The organism is Streptomyces niveus (genome assembly GCF_001723055.1).
GTDB classification, from domain to species: Bacteria; Actinomycetota; Actinomycetes; order Streptomycetales; family Streptomycetaceae; genus Streptomyces; species Streptomyces niveus.
In genome coordinates this window covers 1-19,088 of sequence record NZ_MDCR01000387.1, presented here as the reverse complement: position 1 = coordinate 19,088, position 19,088 = coordinate 1, and the positions used below count along the sequence as shown (strand labels likewise).

At 72.3% G+C, this 19,088-nt stretch carries 20 protein-coding genes; 13 read left to right on the top strand and 7 right to left on the bottom strand.

The genetic code is table 11. The features are described from left to right. Positions 1-57 precede the first annotated feature (57 nt). The 6 genes from BHU15_RS34030 (at position 58) to BHU15_RS34005 (ending at position 4,503) form a co-directional block, all read left to right on the top strand. Positions 58-510 carry a hypothetical protein gene (locus BHU15_RS34030; protein WP_069630643.1) on the top strand — a complete coding sequence of 151 codons (453 nt, stop codon included), beginning with the start codon at positions 58-60 and terminating at the stop codon, positions 508-510. A gap of 76 nt (positions 511-586) precedes the next feature. After that, positions 587-772 carry a hypothetical protein gene (locus BHU15_RS34025; RefSeq protein WP_069630642.1) on the top strand — a complete coding sequence of 62 codons (186 nt, stop codon included), beginning with the start codon at positions 587-589 and terminating at the stop codon, positions 770-772. An 8-nt stretch (positions 773-780) separates the two neighbouring features. Beyond that, positions 781-1,500: a hypothetical protein gene (locus BHU15_RS34020; RefSeq protein WP_069630641.1), complete on the top strand. Its 720-nt coding sequence runs from the start codon at positions 781-783 to the stop codon at positions 1,498-1,500. Then, complete coding sequence (locus tag BHU15_RS34015) at positions 1,497-2,495, top strand: DUF6895 family protein (RefSeq protein WP_255293273.1); 999 nt, start codon at positions 1,497-1,499, stop codon at positions 2,493-2,495. The genes BHU15_RS34020 and BHU15_RS34015 overlap by 4 nt, the downstream gene beginning before the upstream one ends. Beyond that, positions 2,492-3,463, top strand: a complete 972-nt coding sequence (locus tag BHU15_RS34010) for a DUF6895 family protein (protein WP_255293272.1) — start codon at positions 2,492-2,494, stop codon at positions 3,461-3,463. The genes BHU15_RS34015 and BHU15_RS34010 overlap by 4 nt, the downstream gene beginning before the upstream one ends. A 14-nt stretch (positions 3,464-3,477) precedes the next feature. After that, positions 3,478-4,503 carry a serine hydrolase domain-containing protein gene (locus BHU15_RS34005; RefSeq protein ID WP_069630649.1) on the top strand — a complete coding sequence of 342 codons (1,026 nt, stop codon included), beginning with the start codon at positions 3,478-3,480 and terminating at the stop codon, positions 4,501-4,503. 5 nt (positions 4,504-4,508) lie between these two features. Here the strand turns inward: BHU15_RS34005 and BHU15_RS34000 are convergent, their stop codons facing one another. The 6 genes from BHU15_RS34000 to BHU15_RS33975 form a co-directional block, all read right to left on the bottom strand. After that, a complete protein-coding gene (locus BHU15_RS34000; RefSeq protein ID WP_069630639.1) occupies positions 4,509-5,597 on the bottom strand; it encodes a glycoside hydrolase family 26 protein in 1,089 nt (362 codons plus the stop codon). Then, positions 5,597-5,977, bottom strand: a complete 381-nt coding sequence (locus BHU15_RS33995; RefSeq protein ID WP_069630638.1) for a hypothetical protein — start codon at positions 5,975-5,977, stop codon at positions 5,597-5,599. The genes BHU15_RS34000 and BHU15_RS33995 overlap by 1 nt, the downstream gene beginning before the upstream one ends. Then, complete coding sequence (locus BHU15_RS33990) at positions 5,974-7,872, bottom strand: hypothetical protein (RefSeq protein ID WP_069630637.1); 1,899 nt, start codon at positions 7,870-7,872, stop codon at positions 5,974-5,976. Before BHU15_RS33990 ends, BHU15_RS33995 begins: the two co-directional genes overlap by 4 nt. A gap of 115 nt (positions 7,873-7,987) precedes the next feature. Further along, on the bottom strand, positions 7,988-8,797 hold the full coding sequence (locus BHU15_RS33985; protein ID WP_171908498.1) for a polysaccharide deacetylase family protein: 810 nt from the start codon (positions 8,795-8,797) through the stop codon (positions 7,988-7,990). Then, the gene (locus tag BHU15_RS33980; protein WP_079128563.1) at positions 8,794-10,158 is read right to left on the bottom strand and encodes a glycosyltransferase family 2 protein; all 1,365 of its coding nucleotides are present in this window, start codon (positions 10,156-10,158) and stop codon (positions 8,794-8,796) included. The genes BHU15_RS33985 and BHU15_RS33980 overlap by 4 nt, the downstream gene beginning before the upstream one ends. Before the next feature lie 26 nt (positions 10,159-10,184). Next, positions 10,185-11,303 carry a GNAT family N-acetyltransferase gene (locus BHU15_RS33975; RefSeq protein WP_069630636.1) on the bottom strand — a complete coding sequence of 373 codons (1,119 nt, stop codon included), beginning with the start codon at positions 11,301-11,303 and terminating at the stop codon, positions 10,185-10,187. A 406-nt stretch (positions 11,304-11,709) separates the two neighbouring features. On the opposite strand from BHU15_RS33975, the gene BHU15_RS33970 reads away from it, so the two are divergent. The 7 genes from BHU15_RS33970 (at position 11,710) to BHU15_RS33940 (ending at position 18,675) form a co-directional block, all read left to right on the top strand. After that, positions 11,710-13,227, top strand: coding sequence for an ATP-binding protein (locus BHU15_RS33970; RefSeq protein ID WP_401927333.1), 1,518 nt, complete (start codon positions 11,710-11,712; stop codon positions 13,225-13,227). A gap of 8 nt (positions 13,228-13,235) precedes the next feature. Further along, positions 13,236-13,682 (top strand): roadblock/LC7 domain-containing protein, encoded by a 447-nt coding sequence (locus BHU15_RS33965; protein WP_031231356.1) that lies wholly within the window; start codon positions 13,236-13,238, stop codon positions 13,680-13,682. Then, positions 13,679-14,038 carry a DUF742 domain-containing protein gene (locus BHU15_RS33960; RefSeq protein WP_069630635.1) on the top strand — a complete coding sequence of 120 codons (360 nt, stop codon included), beginning with the start codon at positions 13,679-13,681 and terminating at the stop codon, positions 14,036-14,038. Before BHU15_RS33965 ends, BHU15_RS33960 begins: the two co-directional genes overlap by 4 nt. Next, positions 14,016-14,627: a GTP-binding protein gene (locus tag BHU15_RS33955; RefSeq protein ID WP_023541271.1), complete on the top strand. Its 612-nt coding sequence runs from the start codon at positions 14,016-14,018 to the stop codon at positions 14,625-14,627. The genes BHU15_RS33960 and BHU15_RS33955 overlap by 23 nt, the downstream gene beginning before the upstream one ends. Before the next feature lie 16 nt (positions 14,628-14,643). After that, complete coding sequence (locus BHU15_RS33950; RefSeq protein ID WP_069630634.1) at positions 14,644-15,897, top strand: cytochrome P450; 1,254 nt, start codon at positions 14,644-14,646, stop codon at positions 15,895-15,897. 92 nt (positions 15,898-15,989) lie between these two features. After that, positions 15,990-17,210: a cytochrome P450 family protein gene (locus tag BHU15_RS33945; protein ID WP_069630645.1), complete on the top strand. Its 1,221-nt coding sequence runs from the start codon at positions 15,990-15,992 to the stop codon at positions 17,208-17,210. Positions 17,211-17,466: 256 nt separating this feature from the next. Further along, the gene (locus tag BHU15_RS33940) at positions 17,467-18,675 is read left to right on the top strand and encodes a family 16 glycosylhydrolase (protein ID WP_069630644.1); all 1,209 of its coding nucleotides are present in this window, start codon (positions 17,467-17,469) and stop codon (positions 18,673-18,675) included. Positions 18,676-18,759: 84 nt separating this feature from the next. Here the strand turns inward: BHU15_RS33940 and BHU15_RS33935 are convergent. Beyond that, positions 18,760-19,088: amidohydrolase family protein (locus BHU15_RS33935; RefSeq protein ID WP_141726942.1), on the bottom strand; the 329-nt coding region annotated here is incomplete at its 5' end.

The following is a 19,088-nucleotide window of genomic DNA, read 5'->3' as shown; positions in this document are numbered from 1 at the left end:
GGAACGGACGGGACCGCCGCAGTGCCAGGGCCGCGCACTGGACGACGATCAGCACCAGTGCGGCGGTCCCGTCCGTTCCTGCTGACGGCCGGTGTGCTGGTCCTGTTCGGCGCGCTGCACGGCGCGCCGCCGCTGCTCGGCGTACGGCCCGAGACGGCGGCCGGGCCCTGGCACGGGCCGCTCGTCGACTTGACCGCCCAACTGGTCGATCTGGAGCGGGCGTCGAAGATCCTGCCCGTCGCCCTGCAACTGCTCTGTCTGGGGCTGGCCGCCGTCGCGCTGCGCGCGTCGCGCGCGGACGGGTGGCTGGACGGGCGGGTCGTCGCCGCGGTGGTGTGGGTGCTGGCGGTGGCGGGCTGGGCGGCGCAGCGCGCCTTCGCGGAGGTCGCGGTCCCGGTGTCCGGGGGGCTGCTGGTGGTCGCGGCAATTGCCGTACTGGTGCGTACTGCCCGTCGTGGAGCGGGTCGTACGGCCTCGGGGGCTGCGGGAAACCACCGGTCAGGACGCTGAGCGTTTGCGAGTGTCCGATATGTACGTTCCACTGGGTGGGTACGTGAAATCCGTTTCCTTCTGAGGGGATGATGGCATGGCCACCGAGACCAACGCCCGAGAGATCACCAGGGACTTGGACGTCGAGATGGACGCGTTCCTGAGCCCGAGCGAGGCCGAAGGTACCTACCGCGACAGCCGGGAGTGCGCCGCGCTGCTGCTCATCGGAGGTGCGGGCGGGCTTCTGCTCTCGCCGCCCACCCCGCGCCCGAAGAAGGGCTGACGGGAGACGTGGAACAGTCAGGTACCTCTCCCCGCCTTGCGGGTGTGGTGCATGACCTGGCTTCAGAGGTGGTCTCCGTCCTGCGGGACGGAGGCCACTCCTCTGTGGTGGGCGGCACCGTAGGCACACTCGCGGACGATCAACTGGGCCTGGCGGCGGTGCGCGTGCTGGGCGCCGACGTCCTGCTGCCCAGCGTGCTGACCCGCCGTCGGCCGCTCCCGGACGATCTCGCGGTCTTCCAGCGGGCCGTCCTCACCTTCGCCCCCGGCGCCACGTCGTCCGAGACGACCGTCTGGAGCCACTGGGGGATGACGCAGACCCTGCACAGGCTGGACGCCCCCGCGACCGGACCGGGCGCCGGGCCGGACGCGTCGTGGCTGGAAGCGCTGGAGTGGCCGAAGCTGACCCACCAGCTGTCCATCCTGGCCGCGCTCGCCGTGCCGGGCGCCGATTCGGCGGTCGCCCAGGTGGCGGCCGACCGGCCGGTGGACGTGGCGAGGGGCTTCGTACGCGCCGTACGCCGCCGTGACTGGCTCCAGGCGGCCGGTGCCGGGCGCTGGCTGAGCGTCATCGACGGCGTTCCCGAGACACTCGGCCTGGACACCGGACTCGAATTCGTCGCGCAGATGGCGGGCGCCGACGCGCGGGTGGGCCTGCATGTGCATGCCGCCCAGCACATCCGGGCGGAGAGCGCCGTCAACGCCGTGAGCGCCGGGGGCCGTGGATGAGTACGCCCCGGACGGCGCACATGGTGACGGAGGCATCACGCGGGGGACGTGAGTCGCACGCGTCCCGCGTTTCCCGCAGCGCCCTGGAATGGGTGCGCGACCACCAGGACTCCTTCCGTCTCCCGGACGGAGAGCCGGCCCTTGACGCGGACGCCAACTGGACACTCAAGCCCCTCGGCGAACTGGCCCAGCTCACCTTCTCGATCCGCGCCCACAGCGAGCCCGGCTCCGCGCGCCACGGACACGCGTCGGAGCTGCTGGGCTTCGCGTGGGACCAGACGCGGCAGGGCGGCCTCTTCGTCGACCTGCTGCGCGGCGAGCCCTTCGCGACGTATCCGCTGGAGATCTATGCGGCCTTCGCCGCCGCCGGTCTGCGGCACCCGGGCTTCGAGGAACTGGCGGTGACCGTACAGCGTACGCGCGGCTGGGAGCGGATCGAGCAGGAGCCGAACCGGCGCCTCGGCATGCTCAACTCCGAGCGCCGGGTGGGCCTCCCGCCGTCCGGCGACCCGTCGGCCGCGCTCGCGCGCACCTGGCTGGGCGGTCTGCCGGAGCCGTGGACGTTCGAGCGGACGGCGGGTTACTGGCTGACGCACGTCGTCTTCCATCTCACCGACTGGGGCAACACGCCCCGGCTGATGCCCGCCGAACTGGGCGGCTATCTGGCGGCCTGGGTGCCCGCATGGCTGGACACCTGTCTGGAGGCGGAGCAGTGGGACCTGAGCGGTGAACTGCTCGCCGTCGCCGCGATTCTCCCCGACGCCGCGTCATATACAGGCCTGGCCGACGCTGTCGAGACCGGATGGGCGCGGATCGCCGACATCCAGGACGCCGCCGGCGGAATCCCCGAGACCGGCTTGGGACGTCCGCACGAGCCCGCGAGGGACTTCATGCACTGCTACCACTCCACGCTGGTTGCCGCCTTCGCCGCCACGCTGGCCGATGTCCGACTGGCCGGCGTCCACCCGGCGGCCGTACAGGAAGGCGTCGCATGACGACCGACAGCACCGGCAACCGCGACACCGGCCCGGGCCCCGGCCCCGACCACATGCGGCTGATCCACGGCGTCGGCGCGCGGGCGATGGAGTGGCTGCACACCAACCGTGCCGGCTTCCGCCTCGACCCCGACGCCGACCCCGAAGTGGGCTTCCTGGATCGCTTCAAGCCCATCGGCGAAGCCGCCATGATCTGCAAGGTCCTCTTCCGGGAGGGCGTGGCGGGCTCGCGGCAGGCCTCTCTCGCCCGGGGGCTGATGGACCATCTGTGGCGCGACGCGCTCGACGGCGGCCGGAGCCTGGTGCGCGGCGGGCGGCAGGAGCCGCTGTCGCCCATCCCCTTCGAGGTCTATCTGCCGTTCAAGGAGATGGGTTACCAGGAACCGGAGACCGAGCAGGCCGTCCGTCTCAACCACCGGCTCGGCAGCTGGGCCGCCCTTGAGGTGCTGCCCATGCGGCGACTGGGCCTCTCCAAGTTCGAGCAGCGCTTCGGGCTGACGCCGAGCACACCCGTCGAGGACGCGGCCGAGCGCACCTGGCTCGCCCGCACACCCGAACCGTGGACCGTGGAGGGCCGCATCGGGTACGACATCACGCACACCGTCTTCCACCTCACCGACTGGGGCCAGAATCCGGCCGGGCTGCCCGCGGGGATGGCGGACTATCTCGCCTTGTGGCTGCCGGCCTGGCTGGACGACTGGCTGGACCTGCGGCGCTGGGACCTGCTCGGCGAACTGCTCGTCGTGGACGCCTGTCTGCCCGAACCGACGCTGGACGAGCGGGCCTGGCGCGGCTTCGCCGCCGCACAGCAGCCCGACGGCGCGATGCCGGCCGTGCGCGAGATGCCGGAGGGGAGCCCCGACGACGTGTTCGACATCGTCTACCACTCGACGCTGGCCGCCGCCTTCGCCTCCGTACTCGCCACCTCGCGCGCGATGGCGAGCCTGACGGCGCCCGTACCGTCGTGAGCGGGCACGAGATCATGACGGTACGGGCGGACAGCGCGCGCGCCGCACTCGCCGGTACGCCGCTGAGACGGCTCGACGCGGCCGTACGAGCCGTCGACGCCCCGGATGTCGTCTTCGCCGTCTCCGTGCAGGGTCACCGCACCGTCCGCGCCTCGCCCGGCGCGGAGGGGCTGCGCTACGAGAACGGCTCCGCGTCCAAGCCGTACGCCGGTCTGCTGCTGGCCCAGCTCGCGCGGACCGGGCAGGTCGCGTACGACGACTCGGCGGCGGCCTGCTTCGGACCCGAGCCGCCCCCGCTCGTCGCGCCGATCACGCTGCGTCATCTGATCACCCACACGTCCGGACTGCCCGCCCTGCCACGGGACTTCTACCGGCAGGCGCTGCCGCGCTGGAACACCAACCCGTTCGCCGGCTACCCCGCGCACCGGGTGGTCGACGCGTTCCTGCGCGCGCGTCCGCGTCACCGGCCCGGCACCCGGTGGCACTACTCCAACTTCGGCGTCTCCGCGCTCGGGCACGCGCTGTCCGCCGCCACGCGCACAGGCTGGGACGCGCTGCTGGAGGAGCGGATCCTGGCGCCGCTCGGGCTGTCCGGCACGACGACGGTCCCGGCCTCCGGGGCGAACGCGGGCGACGCCGTCGGGCACGGCGCGGACGGGGTGAGGGAGGTGCCCGCGCTGCGCATCGGGGGTTTCGCGCCGGCCGGTGCGGTCCGGGCCACCCCGCACGACCTGCTCGCCTTCCTGGAGGCGCATCTGCGGCCGGAGCGCACACCGGAGCTGGCGGACGCGCTGCGCGACGTACAGCGCCCCGTACTGCGCCGCGGGCTGGGCAAGGCGCACACGCACACCCTGACCTGGTTCCAGCATCCGACCGCCGGCGGTCCCGCGTACTTCCACTGCGGGGCGACGAGCGGGCAGCAGGCGTTCCTCGGGTTCTGTCCGGGGACGGGGACGGCGGTGGCGGCGGTCGCCACGCGGCGCTTCCGGCGCGCGGACGCGTTCGTGCCGACGGCGTACTCCGTGCTGTTCGGCGACTGAGGAGGCTAGCGCGGCAGCGGCTGCCGGAAGTAGCCGTCGCGGCCCGCGTCGCGGTAACCGGCAAGCCCGGGGCCTTCGTCGACGGTCAGGTCGCAGTTGTCGCCGGGGACCGGCCTGTTCCACTGCACCAGCGCCTTCACCCGCGGCATCGTCCGCACGGTGGCGGGGATCCGGGCGTACCAGTCGCGCTGTCTGTCGCGGTCCGCCGGGTCGGGGACGGTACCGAACTCGGCGAGCATCAGGGGCTTGTCGGCCGATACGTTGGCCCGCAGCCAGTCATAGGCGGGGCGTTGGCTGCGGTCGAAGTCCTTCCAGTCGGTGGTGTCGTGGCAGAGGTAGTAGTTGTACTGGTCCATGCCGATCCAGTCGACGTAGTCGTCGCCCGGATACAGCGCCCTCATCTCGTCCGCGCTGCCCAGATAACCGGAGACGGTCCACACCCACACCACGTTGTCGACGCCCAGCTCCTCGAAGCGCTCGTGGAGATGGCGGTACGCGGCGGCATACTCGGCCGGGGTGCCCGCGCCCTCCTTGATGCGGGCGTCGGCCTCCTGGTCGAAGGAGAGGAAGATCCGCTTGCCGGTCTGTTCGCCGTACTCCTTGATACGGCGGGCCTGCGGATCGATGATCTCCTCGTCGTGGCGTCCGGAGGCGATGTTCGCCCAGCCCAGTTGGTCCTCGGTCCAGTTCTCGTGGTGCGGCTCGCGCCAGACCGTGGACTCCCATGCCAGCATCAGCAGCCGGTCCTCGCCCAACTCCCGCTCGTCGGGCGTCAGCAGCTGTCCGTCGAGTTCGGTGTTCGACATGTCGTGGTAGTTGTAGACGAGGTCGAGCCTGCGGCCGATCTTCTTCTCGAAGGCGTACACCGCCCGGGTGAGCGAGCCCTCGGCCGGGCCGTCCTTCGCGTACGGGACGTACGCGCCCCACCAGGCGCCGCACGGCGGCTCCAGTCGCTCGCTCGCCGTGCAGCCGTCGTCGGGGCCGTCAGACTCGGCGGTCCAGACGCCGATCCCGGCGATGAGCAGCAGCCCGACGGCGACCAGGACGACCACGGTGTACACCTGCTTCTCGACCTGGCCGAGCCGTGCCGCCATCAGCGGCCACCGCCGCCGACCGCGCCGCGCGTCGCCGCGGGCAGCGGCAGTCCCGGCAGGGCGGCGGCGACGGTGGTGAGGGCCGCGAGGGTCACCAGGAAGGCCGTCGCCGAGAAGCCGCGCACGAGAAAGAGCCCGGTGCTGACGGTGACCGCGAGGGAGAGGCTGAGGGGCGCGGCGAGTGCGACCGCCTCGATCCGGGCTGCGGGGCGCAGCGTGCCGCGCTGCGGGAGCAGGAGCGCGAGACCGGGTCCGAAGCAGACGAACAGCACCACCGGGACCCAGCGCGGTGGTGAACCACCGGGCAGCGCGGTCGCGGCCACCGCGCCCCAGCCGGCGAGGGCGAGCGGTACTCGGAGCCGTAAATGATCCAGCGTCATGGACGGTCACCTTCTGTGGCCGGCTGGTAGTGCAGGACGATGCCGTACGGGTGCTCCTCGACGGTCGCGAACAGCGGTGAGGCGGTGAGGCGTTCGCGCAGGGTGGCGAAGCCGCCCGGTGGCAGAAGGCCCTCGCCGGCGGCGTAGATGTCCTGCGTGCGGGTGAGGATCACGTACGCGTCGGTGCCGGGCGGGATGCCGTCGGCGAGATGGCGGGCGGGGTCGGCCAGCATGCGCTCGTTCTCGGGGAGTTCCTGCTCGGCGAAGAACCAGTGCCCGACCTGGTCGTAGCGGTGCAGCGCCTGCGGGAAGGAGCCGGTGGTGGCGAGGATCAGCGCGCCGTGGGGCGCCCGGTCGATCGCGCGGGTGACGAGCGCGGTCTCGGCGGGCGGGGTGTAGTACATCTTCTCCTTGCCGTAGTACGAGGGCAGGAACCCGGCCAGCAGCACGAGCAGCGCGAGGGGCAGCGCGCCGTGCAGGGTGAGCGCCCTGGCCCGTCTGCGGACGGGTCTCCGGGCGCCCCGGGGGCTTCCGGCGGCGGGGACGAGCGCCGCGGCGGCGAAGAACGCGGCGCCCGGCAGCCCGAACAGATAGACGCGGAAGAGCATTTCGCCGCCGTAGTCGTTCACGACGAACAGCGGCACCGGCGCGAGCGACACCAGCAGCAGCGGCAGCGCGGCCCGCACCAGCCCGCGCCGCAGGAGCAGCGCGGCCCCCGCCAGGGCGGCGACGGCGAGCACCATCAACACGTTGGCCTGTCCGGCGAGTTCGGGTCCCGGCCCGGTGAGTTCACCGGCGTATCCGGCGCGCGAGTTCTGCGTCAGGCGGCCGAGCGAGTCGCGCAGGGTGCCCAGGGTCTCCAGGAAGAGCGGGCGCCCCATCGTCAGGTCCCACGCCAGCATGATCAGCGCGGCGACGGCCAGCAGACCGTAGTTGCGGTAGCGGCGGGTGAGGGTCAGGGCGAACAGCGAGACGCAGAGCATCACCGGCGTCAGCTGGTGCGAGGCGTTGACGGCCAGGATCAGCGGCGCGAGGACGGCCACACCGACGGCGCGCTGCCGGGTCCCGGTGGGCGGTGGCACGGCGGCCGACGCCGGGTCCAGGAACGACCGGTCGCGCAGCCGGCCCGCCGACCCCGGGCGTACGAAGTGCCGTAGCACGACGGCGATCACGGACAGGTGCAGCAGATACGCGAAGCCCTGCGGCGACAGATAGTCCTGCCCCACCCAGTTGGCGAGCTGGAAGATCCAGACGGCCGTCCACACCAGCCGCCAGTCCTCGGTGAAGGTGCGGTAGATCAGCACGAGTACCGGCATCAGCAGCAGACCGAGCGCGATCGGGGCCCAGTTGAGGAACGCGGCGGCGCTGTCGACACCGAAGGCGCGTACCAGTCCGCCGGTGAGGGTGAAGAAGCCGGGCCACTGTTCGTAGGCGGACATGTTGCCCGACAGGGCGCCGTTCGGGCGCAGTTCGCCGCTGAGGAGGAGCTGGTTGACGACGGCGTCGTGCTTGGACGCCCAGGGGTAGCGCACGGAGTCGTACAGCACGGCGGGTGGCGCCTTGAGCGCGACGAGGAGCGTGACGCAGTAGGCGGCGGGCCACCAGGGGGCGGTTCCGGCGCGGCGGAGGGCGACGAGGAATCCGCAGGTGAGGAGGGCGAGTGCCGCGTAGAACGCGGCGGGGAAACGGTCGAGGAGCCCGTAGTCGCCCATGGCACGGAACCCGACGCGCGGCAGCGCGTACGTCCAGAGGGCGACCGCCGCGACCAACAGCAGCCAGGAGAGCAGGAGTTGGGGCCGTAAGAACCGCGGGGCCGGGCGCCTGGACGGTGGCGGACGGGTGGGAGGTGGGGTCCGGGCCTCGGTCAGGTCCATTGCGGGCGCGCGTGGTTGCACGGTGCGACTCCCCCCACCCCAGTGGTCACGGCCGTCACGCCGCTGTCCCCGTCAGCGAATTATAGGAACTCTCTGCGCTTTTGTGGGCCTCTCGTCCATCTCTGTCACTTCTCGGTCAGCCGGCGAACCGCGGTCCACGCGCCGCCGCGCGGGCCCTGCGGTAGAGGCGCCAGCCCACCGTCGCCGCCGAGTCGGGGAACGGCGCGACTCTCGCGCCCTCCCCCGCCAGCCACGCCGTCACATCCGCCACCGTGTGGCTCCGGCGCACGATGAGGCGCGCGATGCGGTACGGCTCGTCGGCCCCGGAGCTGAGGGCGTGGCGTACGGCGACGGCGGAGGCGTAGCCCGCACGGCGGGCGGCCCGGCGTACGGCGCGGCTGTTGTAGCCGTGCGGATAGGCGAGATGCGCCACCTCGTGTCCGAGTACGTCTTCGAGCACCGCCTTCGACTCCCCCAGTTCGCGGTCGAGTTGGGGTGCGCCGAGGGTGTCCAGCTGAGGGTGCGTGACCGTGTGCGCGCCGATCTCCATGCCGAGCCGCTCCAGCGCCGGCGCCTGCGCGAGGGTCATCATCGGGGCGGGCGGCAGCAGGCTGCCGGAGCCCGGAGCGAGGGCGCCGGTCGTGAGATAGGCGGTGGCGGGCAGCGCGCGCTCGGCGAGCGCCTCGGCGGTCGGGCCCGGCAGATCGGCGAACCCGTCGTCGAAGGTCAGGACGACGGGGCGGGGCGGCAGCGGGGCGCCGCCGGTCAGCCGCCCGGCGAGGGCGCCGACCGGGACGGCCGTACGGCCCGCGGCGGTGACCGCGTCGAGCTGCGCGGTGAACTGCCGTGGTGTGACGGTGAATTCGGCGATCCAGGCGGGCGGGTCGTCCATCACCGCGTGGTAGAGCAGCACGGGGACGCGGGCCGACTGCGGCGGGCGGGTCATCGGCTCCCCCAGCGCGCCCTGGCGTAGCCCACCGGGCCGTACAGCATCCCTCTGCGCTCCAGCCGGGACAGGGTGCGCGGCCACGGGTGCTCATACGACCCGTGCGCGCCGGGGACTCCGGCCGCCGGGGCCTCCCGGTGGGCGGTGATGGCGCGGGCGTGGGCGAGGCCGCGCGGGAGCTTCGCGAGAAGCGCCGGCAGGAGGGCGGGGTGGCGGCAGAGGACGGCGGTGAGGTACGCGGTGAGTCCCGCGCCGTAGCCGTACGCCTGGTTCCGCAGGTCCTGCCAGGTCTCGCGGTGGTGGTGCCAGACGAGGGCGCCGGGTGTGTAGCGCAGCCGGTGTCCGGCGGTCAGGATCCGGACGAAGGCGTAGAGGTCGTCGCCGCCCCTGGCGGGCGTGCCGGTGCCGGTGGCGGGGTCGAAGCCGCCGACGGCGCGCAGCGCGGACGTCCGGAACGCCATGTTGGCGCCGGAGCCGAAACTGCCCGCCGTGAACGGGAAGAGCGGCTGGTCGGCGGGGGGCGCGGCCGGGTCGTACAGACGCGGGGCGAAGCCCTTCGCGAAGCCGCCGTGGCTCTCCAGGAGTACCTGCGCGGGGGTGGTGAGGCGGGCCGGGAGGATCAGGCCGGTGACGCAGCCGGTGCGGGGGTCGGCCGCGAACGGCGCGGAGAGCGCGGAGAGCCAGCGCGGGTCGGCGACGACGTCGTCGTCCGTGAAGGCGACGACGGGGCTGTCGGTGGCGGCGACGCCCCGGTTGTGGGCGGTGGCCAGTCCGGGCACCGGCTCGCGGAGGTAGGTGACGCTGTCCGCGTAGTGGGTGGCGATCAGGTCGCGCGTGGCGGGCGTGAGGGGCGCGTTGTCGACGACCACGACGCGGAAGTCCGGGTGGTCCTGGGCGAGGAGCGAGTCGAGCGCCCGGCCGAGCCGGTCCGCGCGCTCGCGTGTGGCGACGACGACGGTGGTACGGGGCGGTGTGGCACCACCGATGCTCGTGGGGGGCTCATGGGCCGTGTACTGGGCGCGGAAGGCCGTGGCGAGCGCCTGGGCGGGGTCGGCGCCGGCCGGGACCGTGGTGAGGACGGTGGCGACGGGGCGGCCCCGGAGCCGTACGAGGGCGTAGACGGGGCCTCCGGCGCGGAGGGGCGGGCCGCCGGGGACGGGGGTCAGGGACAGCACGGGCTCGTGCTCGCGGACGCCGCTCAGGTCCAGGTCGGCGACGGTGACGTCGCGCAGCAGGGAACGCGTCGTCGGGTGTTGGGTCTTGGCCGGCCGGCTCGGGGTGCTCGGCGTGCTCGGCGTGCTCGGGGTGCTCGGCGTGCTCGGGGTGCTCGGGGTGCTCGGCGTGCTCGGCGTGCTCGGCATCGTGCCTCCGCTCGTGTGGTGCCGGGTCACCGGTCCCGCAGGCGCCCCACCTGGCTCAGGGCGCGTTGCGCGTATCCGGCCAGCTTCGGCCGGTCGCGTACGAAGCTGTGCGCGCGGCGCGAGGGTTCGCGGCCGAGCCGGTACAGGGCCGCCCGGGGCCCGCGCCGTACCGACGCCCCCTCGTACACCCGCAGTTCACCGGTCTTCAGCGCGTCCTTGTACTCGGCCGCGCCCCGCCCGAGGTCGAGCAGGCCGATCCCGGCGCCCGCCGCCGCCTGGGCCATCCGCAGATGGAGGATGAGGCCCGGTGAGTACTTGGCGAAGCCGGTGTCGTACGCGGGGAACCAGCAGGACAGGACCGTGCGGGAGCGGAGACCGAAGTGCGCGGCGACCGGGCGGTCCGCGACGTACAGCACGGACAGGACTCCGGAGCAGCCGGGCGCGCGGTCGGGCCGGTCGGCCGCCAACTGCCTTACCAGGGTGCTGATCCACTCCTTGGCGAACCGGTCGCGGCGGCCCGTCCTGCGGTACTGCGCCGACTTCCACGCCATGAGCGTGCGCAGCGCCGCCGGGTCGCGCTCGTCGAAGACGAACCGGACCTCGCCGGCCTGCCGGGCGAGTCTGCGTTCCTTGGCTGTCGTCGTACGGAAGAACTTGGGCGATCCGGCGCGCAGGGCCGCCTCGTACGCCTCGTAACCCTGCCCGATGTCGATGACCGGCGAGTCGAACGCCTCGGCGGCGTCGGGGACGAACAACCCTCCTCCCGCTTCGAGGTTGTCGAACTCCCAGCTGCCGAGCGAGCAGGCGCTCAGCAACTCTCCTGCCGTGAGGGTGTGTTCGGGACCGAGGACCGGTCCCTGGCTGTCGGACACCCCGAAACCGATCGCGCGCCCCTGCCCCAACGGGCCTCTCTCGTACGGGAAGAAGCCGACGGGCCCGCCACTGTCACCGCCGATGACGGCCACCCGCGCGCCCGGCCGGACGCGGCCGACGGCCAGACTGAACTCCGGTTCCATGAACGGATTCGCGGGCGCGCCGGACAGTGCCCGTAACTCCCGCCAGCGCTCGATCTCTCCCGTGTCCAGCTCCCCCGGCCGCACCACCCGGATGCGGGCGGCGGCACCTCGTACGCGTACGTCGCTCAACTCGGCCCCCCGGTCGCTCGCCTCGCGCCGAACAGGACGGTACCGGCCCAAATCCCTCCGGTACAGGGCCAGTCGGCCATGTCATGACGGATACGGAACCCGGCCGACACGGCAGGTGAACCTGTACATGGTTCTGCTGGTGACGAGGGTGTCGGTGTGGCGTCGGTGCGGTGCCGGTGTGCGGGGTGGGTTCATACGGTGCGGCCAGCCCGTATGCCCCGCGACACCCGGCGCGGGCGTGTGCGGATGGTGCCCGACTCGTGCCGCCACGTGACAGGAGTTGGTCAACTCCCGCCCGGATCAAGCACATTGCTCGTAGGATCTGGGTGCTCGCGATCACCCCATCGGGAGCCCGACGTGTCCGACGAGTTCTGGAAGGAACCCGGTCTCCGTGTTGAGCCGTCCGGTGAACAGACCTCGTGTGCGGGCGGTGTGGTGGCTCGGGGTTCTCGTGATCGCCGCCGTCGTCGCCGTACTGATCGGCCAGGTGTCCACGGCGGAGTGGCGGCAGGCACTCGCGGCCGGTTGCGCGGCCCTGGTGGTGCTGCTCCTCGCCTGGGTGCTGGCCCTGCGCCGGCGGCTGGACACGGAGCGCGCCGCACATGACCGGGAGCGGCGGACCGCCGCCGCGCGAGGCGCCGAGGTGGCCCATCTGGCGGCCGTGCGCGTCCCCGCCATCGCCGAACGGGTGCGCGCGGGGCGGCGGTTGGACGGTGTCCCGGGACCGGTCGCACCCGGGAGCGAGACCGGCGAGGACTTCGCACGCGCGCTGGCCGCCGTGGTCGCAGCCCTCGGCTCGGACGAGGCGGTACGGCGCGAGCGCGGTCTGCGCGACTCGGTGCAGACGGCCTTCGAGTCGGTCGCCCGCAACATGCACGCGATGGCCACCGTGCAGCAGCGCGTACTCGACCATGTGGAGCGCTCCATCGACGACCCTCGTCTGATGGCGGACGTGATGAAGGCCGACCACGCGGCCTCGCAGATGACCCGCAAGGCCCAGACGCTGCTGGTGATGTGCGGGATCTGGCCGGCCAGGCGCGAGTCACAGCCGGTCTCGCTGTACGACTGTGTGCGCGGCGCGCAGTCGCGCATCGTGGAGTTCGGACGGGTGGAGGTGCACGGCGGTCAGACGCTGTTCGTGGTGCCGCCGGCCGTCGAGGGGCTGATGCACGCGATCGCCGAACTCCTGGAGAACGCGACCGTGTTCTCACCCTCCCGCACCCAGGTCGTCGTGACGATCCGGGAGGTGGGCGCGGGAGCCGTCGTGGAGATCGACGACGCGGGGCTCGGGATGCCGCCGGACGTGCTGCACCTGGCGATGTCGCAGCTCAGGGACGACCTGGAGCTGACCAGGCTCGGGGCGGTGCCCCGGCTGGGGCTGGCGTGCGTGGGGCGCTGGAGCCGGGAGATGGGCTTCAACGTGGAGCTGTCGGGGGCGTCGGCGTACGGCGGGACACGGGCTGTCACCTTCGTACCCCACCGTCTGCTGACCGAGCCGCTGTCGCACTTTCCGTCGGAGCCGGTGCCGGAGACGGTTGCGGAGCCGGTGGCGGCGGGCGGCGGCGACTCCGACGCCACCGCCGACGACGACGAGCGGGAGCACGAGCGGCCGGCCGCCGCCGTATCCCCGCAGGACGCGCCCGACACGGCGCCGCCCGACACCCTGCCGCGCCGCCGCAGCCGTCGACGGGACCCGGCCACCGCGGCGGGCCGGGAGCGGGCACAGGAACAGGAACAAGCGCGGGAACAGGCATCGCGGACGTCGCGGCCGGGGCCCCCACAGCACACACAGCCCGACCCCGCCTGGACCCCCGAAGCGGCACGCGCGTCGATCACCAGTGTGGTGTCGGGCTCGCGTCGTGGCCGTGCGGCGGCCGTCCAGGACACCGAAGTGCCCGACCAACACGACGGAGGCCGGCAGTGACCGGAAGAGTGACCGGAACGATCTCCCGACTCCCCGACCTCGGCTGGATGCTCCGCCCGCTGACCGAGATTCCGGGGGTCCGGCACGCCGTGGTCGTCTCGGAGGACGGTCTGCGGCTCGGCCACGCGTCCGCCGAGAATCTGCGGGGCCCGGTGGCCGAACTGAGCGTGGCCGAGGCCGAATCGCTCGCCGCCGCGTCCGCCGCGCTGACCATGACGGGCCGGTCCACGGCGGGGCTGATGTTCGGGGGCGCCGCCGACGTACGCCAGTTGATGCTGGAGTCCGACCAGGGTTTCATCCTCTTCACCTCGGCGGGCGTGGGTGCCCAGTTGGGCGCCGCGACCGAGACCGACGCCGATGTGGGCCTGGTGGCCCAGCAGATGCAGCTGCTGGTCGTGAAGATCGGCAGCCACCTGAGCAGCCAGCCCCGGGATCCGGTGAGCCCGTCGTCATGACGGAGCGTCCCGACGACCGGACCACGTCGGCGGTACGCCCGTACGTGATCACCGGTGGGAGGGCGGACGCCGGAGTCGAACCGCTGTCCTGGGAATCGCTGGTGATGGCCGCGGAGACGGCCCCGCCGGCGACCCTCCAGCCGGAACACCGAACAATTCTGACGCACTGTCAGGGACTGCTGTCGGTGGCCGAGGTGTCGGCCCATCTCGGCCAGCCGCCCTCCGTGGTCCAGGTGTTGCTCGCCGACCTGATCGGCTGGGGACTGATCGTGACCCGCCCGCCCATACCGCCGGCCGAACGAGCCGATGTGACCATGCTGAGAAAGGTCCTCCATGGCCTCGAAAGCCGCCTCTGAGGCTTCGGGGGCGCTGTCCTCCGGCAAGTACGTCAACTCCAGCGTCGCCGGCGCGGCGAAGATCATGGTCGTCGGGCCGCTGGGCGTCGGCAAGACGACGTTCATCGGTACGGTCTCCGAGATCAAGCCGCTCAGCACCGAGGCCGTGATGACCCAGGCCGGCGCCTCCGTGGACGTCACCGTCGACCAGGCCAAGGCCACCACCACCGTCGCCCTGGACTTCGGCCGGATGACGCTCGACGGTGAGCTGGTCCTCTATCTGTTCGGTACGCCGGGGCAGCAGCGTTTCCTGCCCGCCTGGCGCGATCTGGCGCGGGGCGCGCTCGGCGCCCTCGCCCTGGTGGACACCCGCGATCTGACGGCGTCCTTCGACGCACTCGGCCATCTGGAGGACCTGGGGCTGCCGTTCGCCGTCGCCGTCAACGTCTTCCCCGGCAGCCCCGTGCACAGCGACGGCGAGCTGCGCGCGGCGCTCGACCTGCTGCCGGAGACACCCCTGGTGTCCTGCGACGCGCGGGACGAGCGGCCCTCGGTCCTGGCGCTCATCGCCCTCGTACGCCATCTCCTCCTCGCCGCCGAGTCCTCATGACGCCGGAGTCCACGACATGACCACACCCCCGCCCGCACCCGCGGCCACCCCCACGCCGATCTTCGGAGAGCAGCTCGACGGCGACCGGATGCCGCTCCTGTACGAGCAACTGCGCGCCGAGCACGGCCCGGTGGCCCCGGTCAGCGTCGCGCCCGGTATCAACGCCTGGCTGGTCCTCGGCCACCGCGAACTGCTGCGGCTGACCCGCGAGGAGCAGGACTTCTCCCACGACCCGCGCCGCTGGGGCCAGTTGCGCGAGGGCCGGGTGCCCGCCGACTCGCCGATCCTGCCGATGGTGGGCTGGCGGCCGGCGCTGCTGTTCGCCGACGGGCAGCAGCACCGCCGGATGCGCGCGGCCGTGTCGGACGCGCTCGCCCGGATCAACGGGCACGAACTGCGGCGCGGCGTACGGGCGACGGCCGAGCGGCTGATCGCCGAGTTCGCCGACGGCAAGCAGGCGGACCTGGTGTCGGACTACGCGCGCAAGCTGCCGCTGATGGTGATCACCGGTCTGCTCGGGCTCGACGGGCCGACGGGGCAGGAGCTGGTGAAGGCCATCGCGGGGCTGGTCGTGGCGAACGCCGACTCCGCCGACGCGAGCAAGCGCATGGGCGCGATCCTGCTCGCCCTGATCGAGGAGAAGCGGCACCGGCCCGGCAACGACGTCACCTCCGCCCTGCTGCACCATCCGGTGGGGCTGACGGACGAGGAGGTGCTGCACAACCTGGTGGTGATGTTCGTCGCGGGCAACCAGACCACGGTGAACTGGATCGCCACCACCCTGCGCATCCTGCTCTGCGACCCGGCGTTCCGGTCCTCGCTCAGCGGCGGTCATCTGAGCGTCGACGACGCGCTCGACCTGGTGCTGTGGCGCTTCCCGCCGACGCAGAACTTCCCCGCCCGGTACGCCACGCGCGACCTGCGGTTCGGCGGCCAGGAGGTGCGGGCCGGTGACATGCTGATCCTCGGTCTGGCCGCGGCGAACGCCGATCCCGACATCCTGCCGGAGGACGGGACACCCGTCGTCGGCAACCGGTCCCATCTGGCGTTCGGCGCCGGGCCGCACACCTGCCCGGCCCAGGACCCGGCCAGGCTGATCACCCGTACCGCCGTCGACACGATCAGACACCGGCTGCCGGATCTCGAACTGGCCGTGCCGGAGACCGAGTTGGCCTGGATCAAGTCGCCCTGGAGCAAGGGCCTGGCGGCCCTTCCCGTCCGCTTCACCGAACCGCAGTTGCCGCGCGGAGAGCGCGCGACGCGGAGCTGAGGAGAGCCCTGTTGAGCCCCGAACCGAGTACGTCCCCCACCACCGTCCCCGACTCGTCGGTGACCGCCCCTTCGGCCCCCGCCCCGCACCGGATGGACCCGGCCGGAGGCTGCCCGCACGCCGCCAACGCGCACCTGCTCGCACGGGGCGCGGTGGCTCCCGTCGTACTCCCGGGCGACGTCGAGGCGATGGCGGTCATCGGGCACGACGCGCTGAAGGAGTTCCTGTCGCATCCCGATGTCGCGAAGGGCGCCGCGCACTTCACGGCGCTCCAGGAGGGGCGGATCCCCGACGGGTGGCCGCTGAAGACGTTCGCGACCGTGCAGGGCATGACGACGGCGGACGGCGACGACCACCGGCGGCTGCGCTCACTGGTGAGCAAGGCGTTCACGACGCGGCGGGTGGAGGCGCTGCGCGGGCGGGTGGAGGAGGTGACGGCGGAGCTGCTGGAGAATCTGGCGGCGGCCGGCCGGGTCGGCCCGGACGGGCGGAACGTGGTGGATCTCCGGGCGCACTTCGCGCTGCCGCTGCCGATGGGCGTCATCTGTGAACTGCTCGGCGTGGACGTGGAGTTCCACGACCAGCTGCACCATCTGTCGAACCAGATCGTCGCGACGGACATCGCCCCCGAGGACGCGATGGCGGCCAACCGGGACATCGTGGCCGTACTGGGCGCGGTGGCCGCCTCCCGTACGACCAACCCCGGTGAGGATCTGACCAGCGCGCTGATCGCGGCGCGCGAGGAGGACGGCGACCGGCTGAGCGGGCACGAACTCATCGGCACCCTGCTGCTGATGATCATCGCCGGGCACGAGACGACGCTGAACCTGATCACCAACGCGGTGCGCGCGCTGTGCCGTCACCGCGATCAGCTCGAACTCGTCCAGACGGGCAAGGCGAGCTGGTCGGACGTGGTCGACGAGACGCTGCGCTGGGACAGTCCGGTGAGCTTCTTCCCGTTCCGCTATCCGACCCGGGATCTGACCCTGGACGGCACGGTGATCCCGCAGGGCACGCCGGTCCTGGCGGGCTACTCGGCGGCGGGGCGCGACAAGGCGGCGCACGGCGAGGACGCGGATGTCTTCGACCTCAGCCGGTACGCCACGGGCTCGACCACCCGCCATCTCTCGCTCGGGCACGGCGCGCACTTCTGTCTGGGGTCCTCACTGGCCCGGCTGGAGGCGACGATCGCGCTGGAGCGGCTGTTCACCCGCTTCCCGGAGCTGGACATCGCGGTCACGGAGGCGGAGCTGCCGCGCCACGCGAGCTTCGTGGGCAACAGCGTGCAGCAACTGCCGGTGACGCTGGGGTAGTTCGCCTTCCGGGGCGACCGGGGCCGGGTGACGGCCCGTCAAGAACTTTGGTCCATACCAACGCCTTGACGGCCTCTCCCGCCCTCCCTTAAATCAAGTATTGAAATAACTGCGCCCCCTTCCTCTCTTGATCCATCGCTCCATCGCCCTGAATGTCATGTGCATGCCTCCACGAGAAGTGAAGTGATGACCTGTGCGAACCCCCCTGCGGCGTCGTGTGACGCTGTACGCCCTGGCTCTTCTCACCTGTACGACCATGGCGACGGCCGTGCCCGCCGGAGCGGCCACGCCCTCCCCGGAAGCCCGTGTCGACGCCGCGAGCGCCGCGCCCATGGCCGTGACGTTCGACGAGAACTTCGACGGTCCCGCCGGATCGGCCGTCAACAGCGGCAGATGGCAGATCGAGACCGGCGACAACGTCAACAACCATGAACGGCAGTACTACACGGCGGGCAACAACAACGCCGCCCTCGACGGCCAGGGCAACCTCGTCATCACCGCCCGCAAGGACAACCCCGGCAACTACCAGTGCTGGTACGGCCGGTGCGAGTACACCTCCGCCCGCCTCAACACGGCCGGCAAGTTCACCGCGCAGTACGGCCGGGTCGAGGCCAGGATGAAGATCCCGCGCGGGCAGGGCATGTGGCCCGCGTTCTGGATGCTCGGCAACGACATGGGCCAGGTCGGCTGGCCCAACAGCGGTGAGATCGACATCATGGAGAACGTCGGCTTCGAGCCCGGCACCGTGCACGGCACGCTGCACGGCCCCGGCTACTCCGGCTCGGGCGGCATCGGCGCCGGCTACAGCCTGCCCGGCGGCCAGGCGTTCGCCGACGCGTTCCACACCTTCGCGATCGACTGGTCGCCCAACTCCATCCGCTGGTCGGTCGACGGCAACGTCTTCCAGACCCGTACGCCCGCCGATCTCGGCGGCCGGCAGTGGGTGTTCAACAAGCCGTTCTTCCTGATCCTCAACCTCGCCGTGGGCGGTTACTGGCCCGGCGACCCCAACGGCAGCACGCCCTTCCCGAGCACGCTGACCGTCGACTACGTACGGGTCACGACGGACGGCGGCGGAGGCACCGGCGGTTCGATCACCGGCGTCGGCGGCAAGTGCCTGGACGTGGCCGGGGCGAATCCCGCCAACGGGACGGCCGTTCAGCTCTACGACTGCAACGGCTCGGCCGCGCAGCAGTGGAGCCGGGGCGCCAACGACTCGCTGCGGGCGCTCGGCAAGTGCCTGGACGTGAAGGACAACAGCACCGCGAACGGCGCGCAGCTCCAGCTCTGGGACTGCGCGGGCTCGGGCAATCAGCGCTGGGCCGTGTCGGGCGCCAATGATGTCGTGAACATCCAGGCGGACAAGTGCATGGATGTGACCGGCGGCGCGTCGGTGAACGGGGCGCGGGCGCAGATCTGGACGTGTACGGGCGCGGCCAACCAGAAGTGGTCGGTGAACGCGTAACACCCTGATCCGATCGGTCCACGGACCCCGGCGGCGCGGCAAGTCCCTTGCCCGCCACCGGGGTTCGCCGTTCTCCCGCCGTTCTCAGTGCACGCGTTCGCCCGAGCGCCAGACCGCCCAGGTCAGCGGCACGCCGGGCCGGTAGGCGAGATGGACGTGGCTCGGGGCGTCGAGCAGGACGAGGTCGGCGCGGGCGCCGGACGTGAGGCGTCCGACGTCCGTACGGCGCAGAGCGGCGGCGCCGCCCGCCGTGGCCGACCAGAGAGCCTCGTCGGGCGTCATCCCCATGTCGCGTACGGCGAGGGCGACGCAGAACGCCATCGACGAGGTGAAGGACGAGCCGGGGTTGCAGTCGGTGGACAGCGCGACGGTGGCGCCCGCGTCCAACAGGCGCCGGGCGTCCGGCCATTGGG

What these genes read in the sequence shown, in the direction of transcription:
- BHU15_RS33945 (WP_069630645.1), top strand. Translation starts at nt 15,990, where the DNA reads ATGGACCCGGCCGGAGGCTGCCCGCACGCCGCCAACGCGCACCTGCTC.
- BHU15_RS33940 (WP_069630644.1), top strand. Translation starts at nt 17,467, where the DNA reads ATGGCGACGGCCGTGCCCGCCGGAGCGGCCACGCCCTCCCCGGAAGCC.
- BHU15_RS34015 (WP_255293273.1), top strand. Translation starts at nt 1,497, where the DNA reads ATGAGTACGCCCCGGACGGCGCACATGGTGACGGAGGCATCACGCGGG.
- BHU15_RS33960 (WP_069630635.1), top strand. Translation starts at nt 13,679, where the DNA reads ATGACGGAGCGTCCCGACGACCGGACCACGTCGGCGGTACGCCCGTAC.
- BHU15_RS33995 (WP_069630638.1), bottom strand. Translation starts at nt 5,977, where the DNA reads ATGACGCTGGATCATTTACGGCTCCGAGTACCGCTCGCCCTCGCCGGC.
- BHU15_RS33950 (WP_069630634.1), top strand. Translation starts at nt 14,644, where the DNA reads ATGACCACACCCCCGCCCGCACCCGCGGCCACCCCCACGCCGATCTTC.
- BHU15_RS33980 (WP_079128563.1), bottom strand. Translation starts at nt 10,158, where the DNA reads ATGCCGAGCACGCCGAGCACGCCGAGCACCCCGAGCACCCCGAGCACG.
- BHU15_RS33985 (WP_171908498.1), bottom strand. Translation starts at nt 8,797, where the DNA reads ATGACCCGCCCGCCGCAGTCGGCCCGCGTCCCCGTGCTGCTCTACCAC.
- BHU15_RS33955 (WP_023541271.1), top strand. Translation starts at nt 14,016, where the DNA reads ATGGCCTCGAAAGCCGCCTCTGAGGCTTCGGGGGCGCTGTCCTCCGGC.
- BHU15_RS34000 (WP_069630639.1), bottom strand. Translation starts at nt 5,597, where the DNA reads ATGGCGGCACGGCTCGGCCAGGTCGAGAAGCAGGTGTACACCGTGGTC.
- BHU15_RS34010 (WP_255293272.1), top strand. Translation starts at nt 2,492, where the DNA reads ATGACGACCGACAGCACCGGCAACCGCGACACCGGCCCGGGCCCCGGC.
- BHU15_RS34005 (WP_069630649.1), top strand. Translation starts at nt 3,478, where the DNA reads ATGACGGTACGGGCGGACAGCGCGCGCGCCGCACTCGCCGGTACGCCG.
- BHU15_RS34025 (WP_069630642.1), top strand. Translation starts at nt 587, where the DNA reads ATGGCCACCGAGACCAACGCCCGAGAGATCACCAGGGACTTGGACGTC.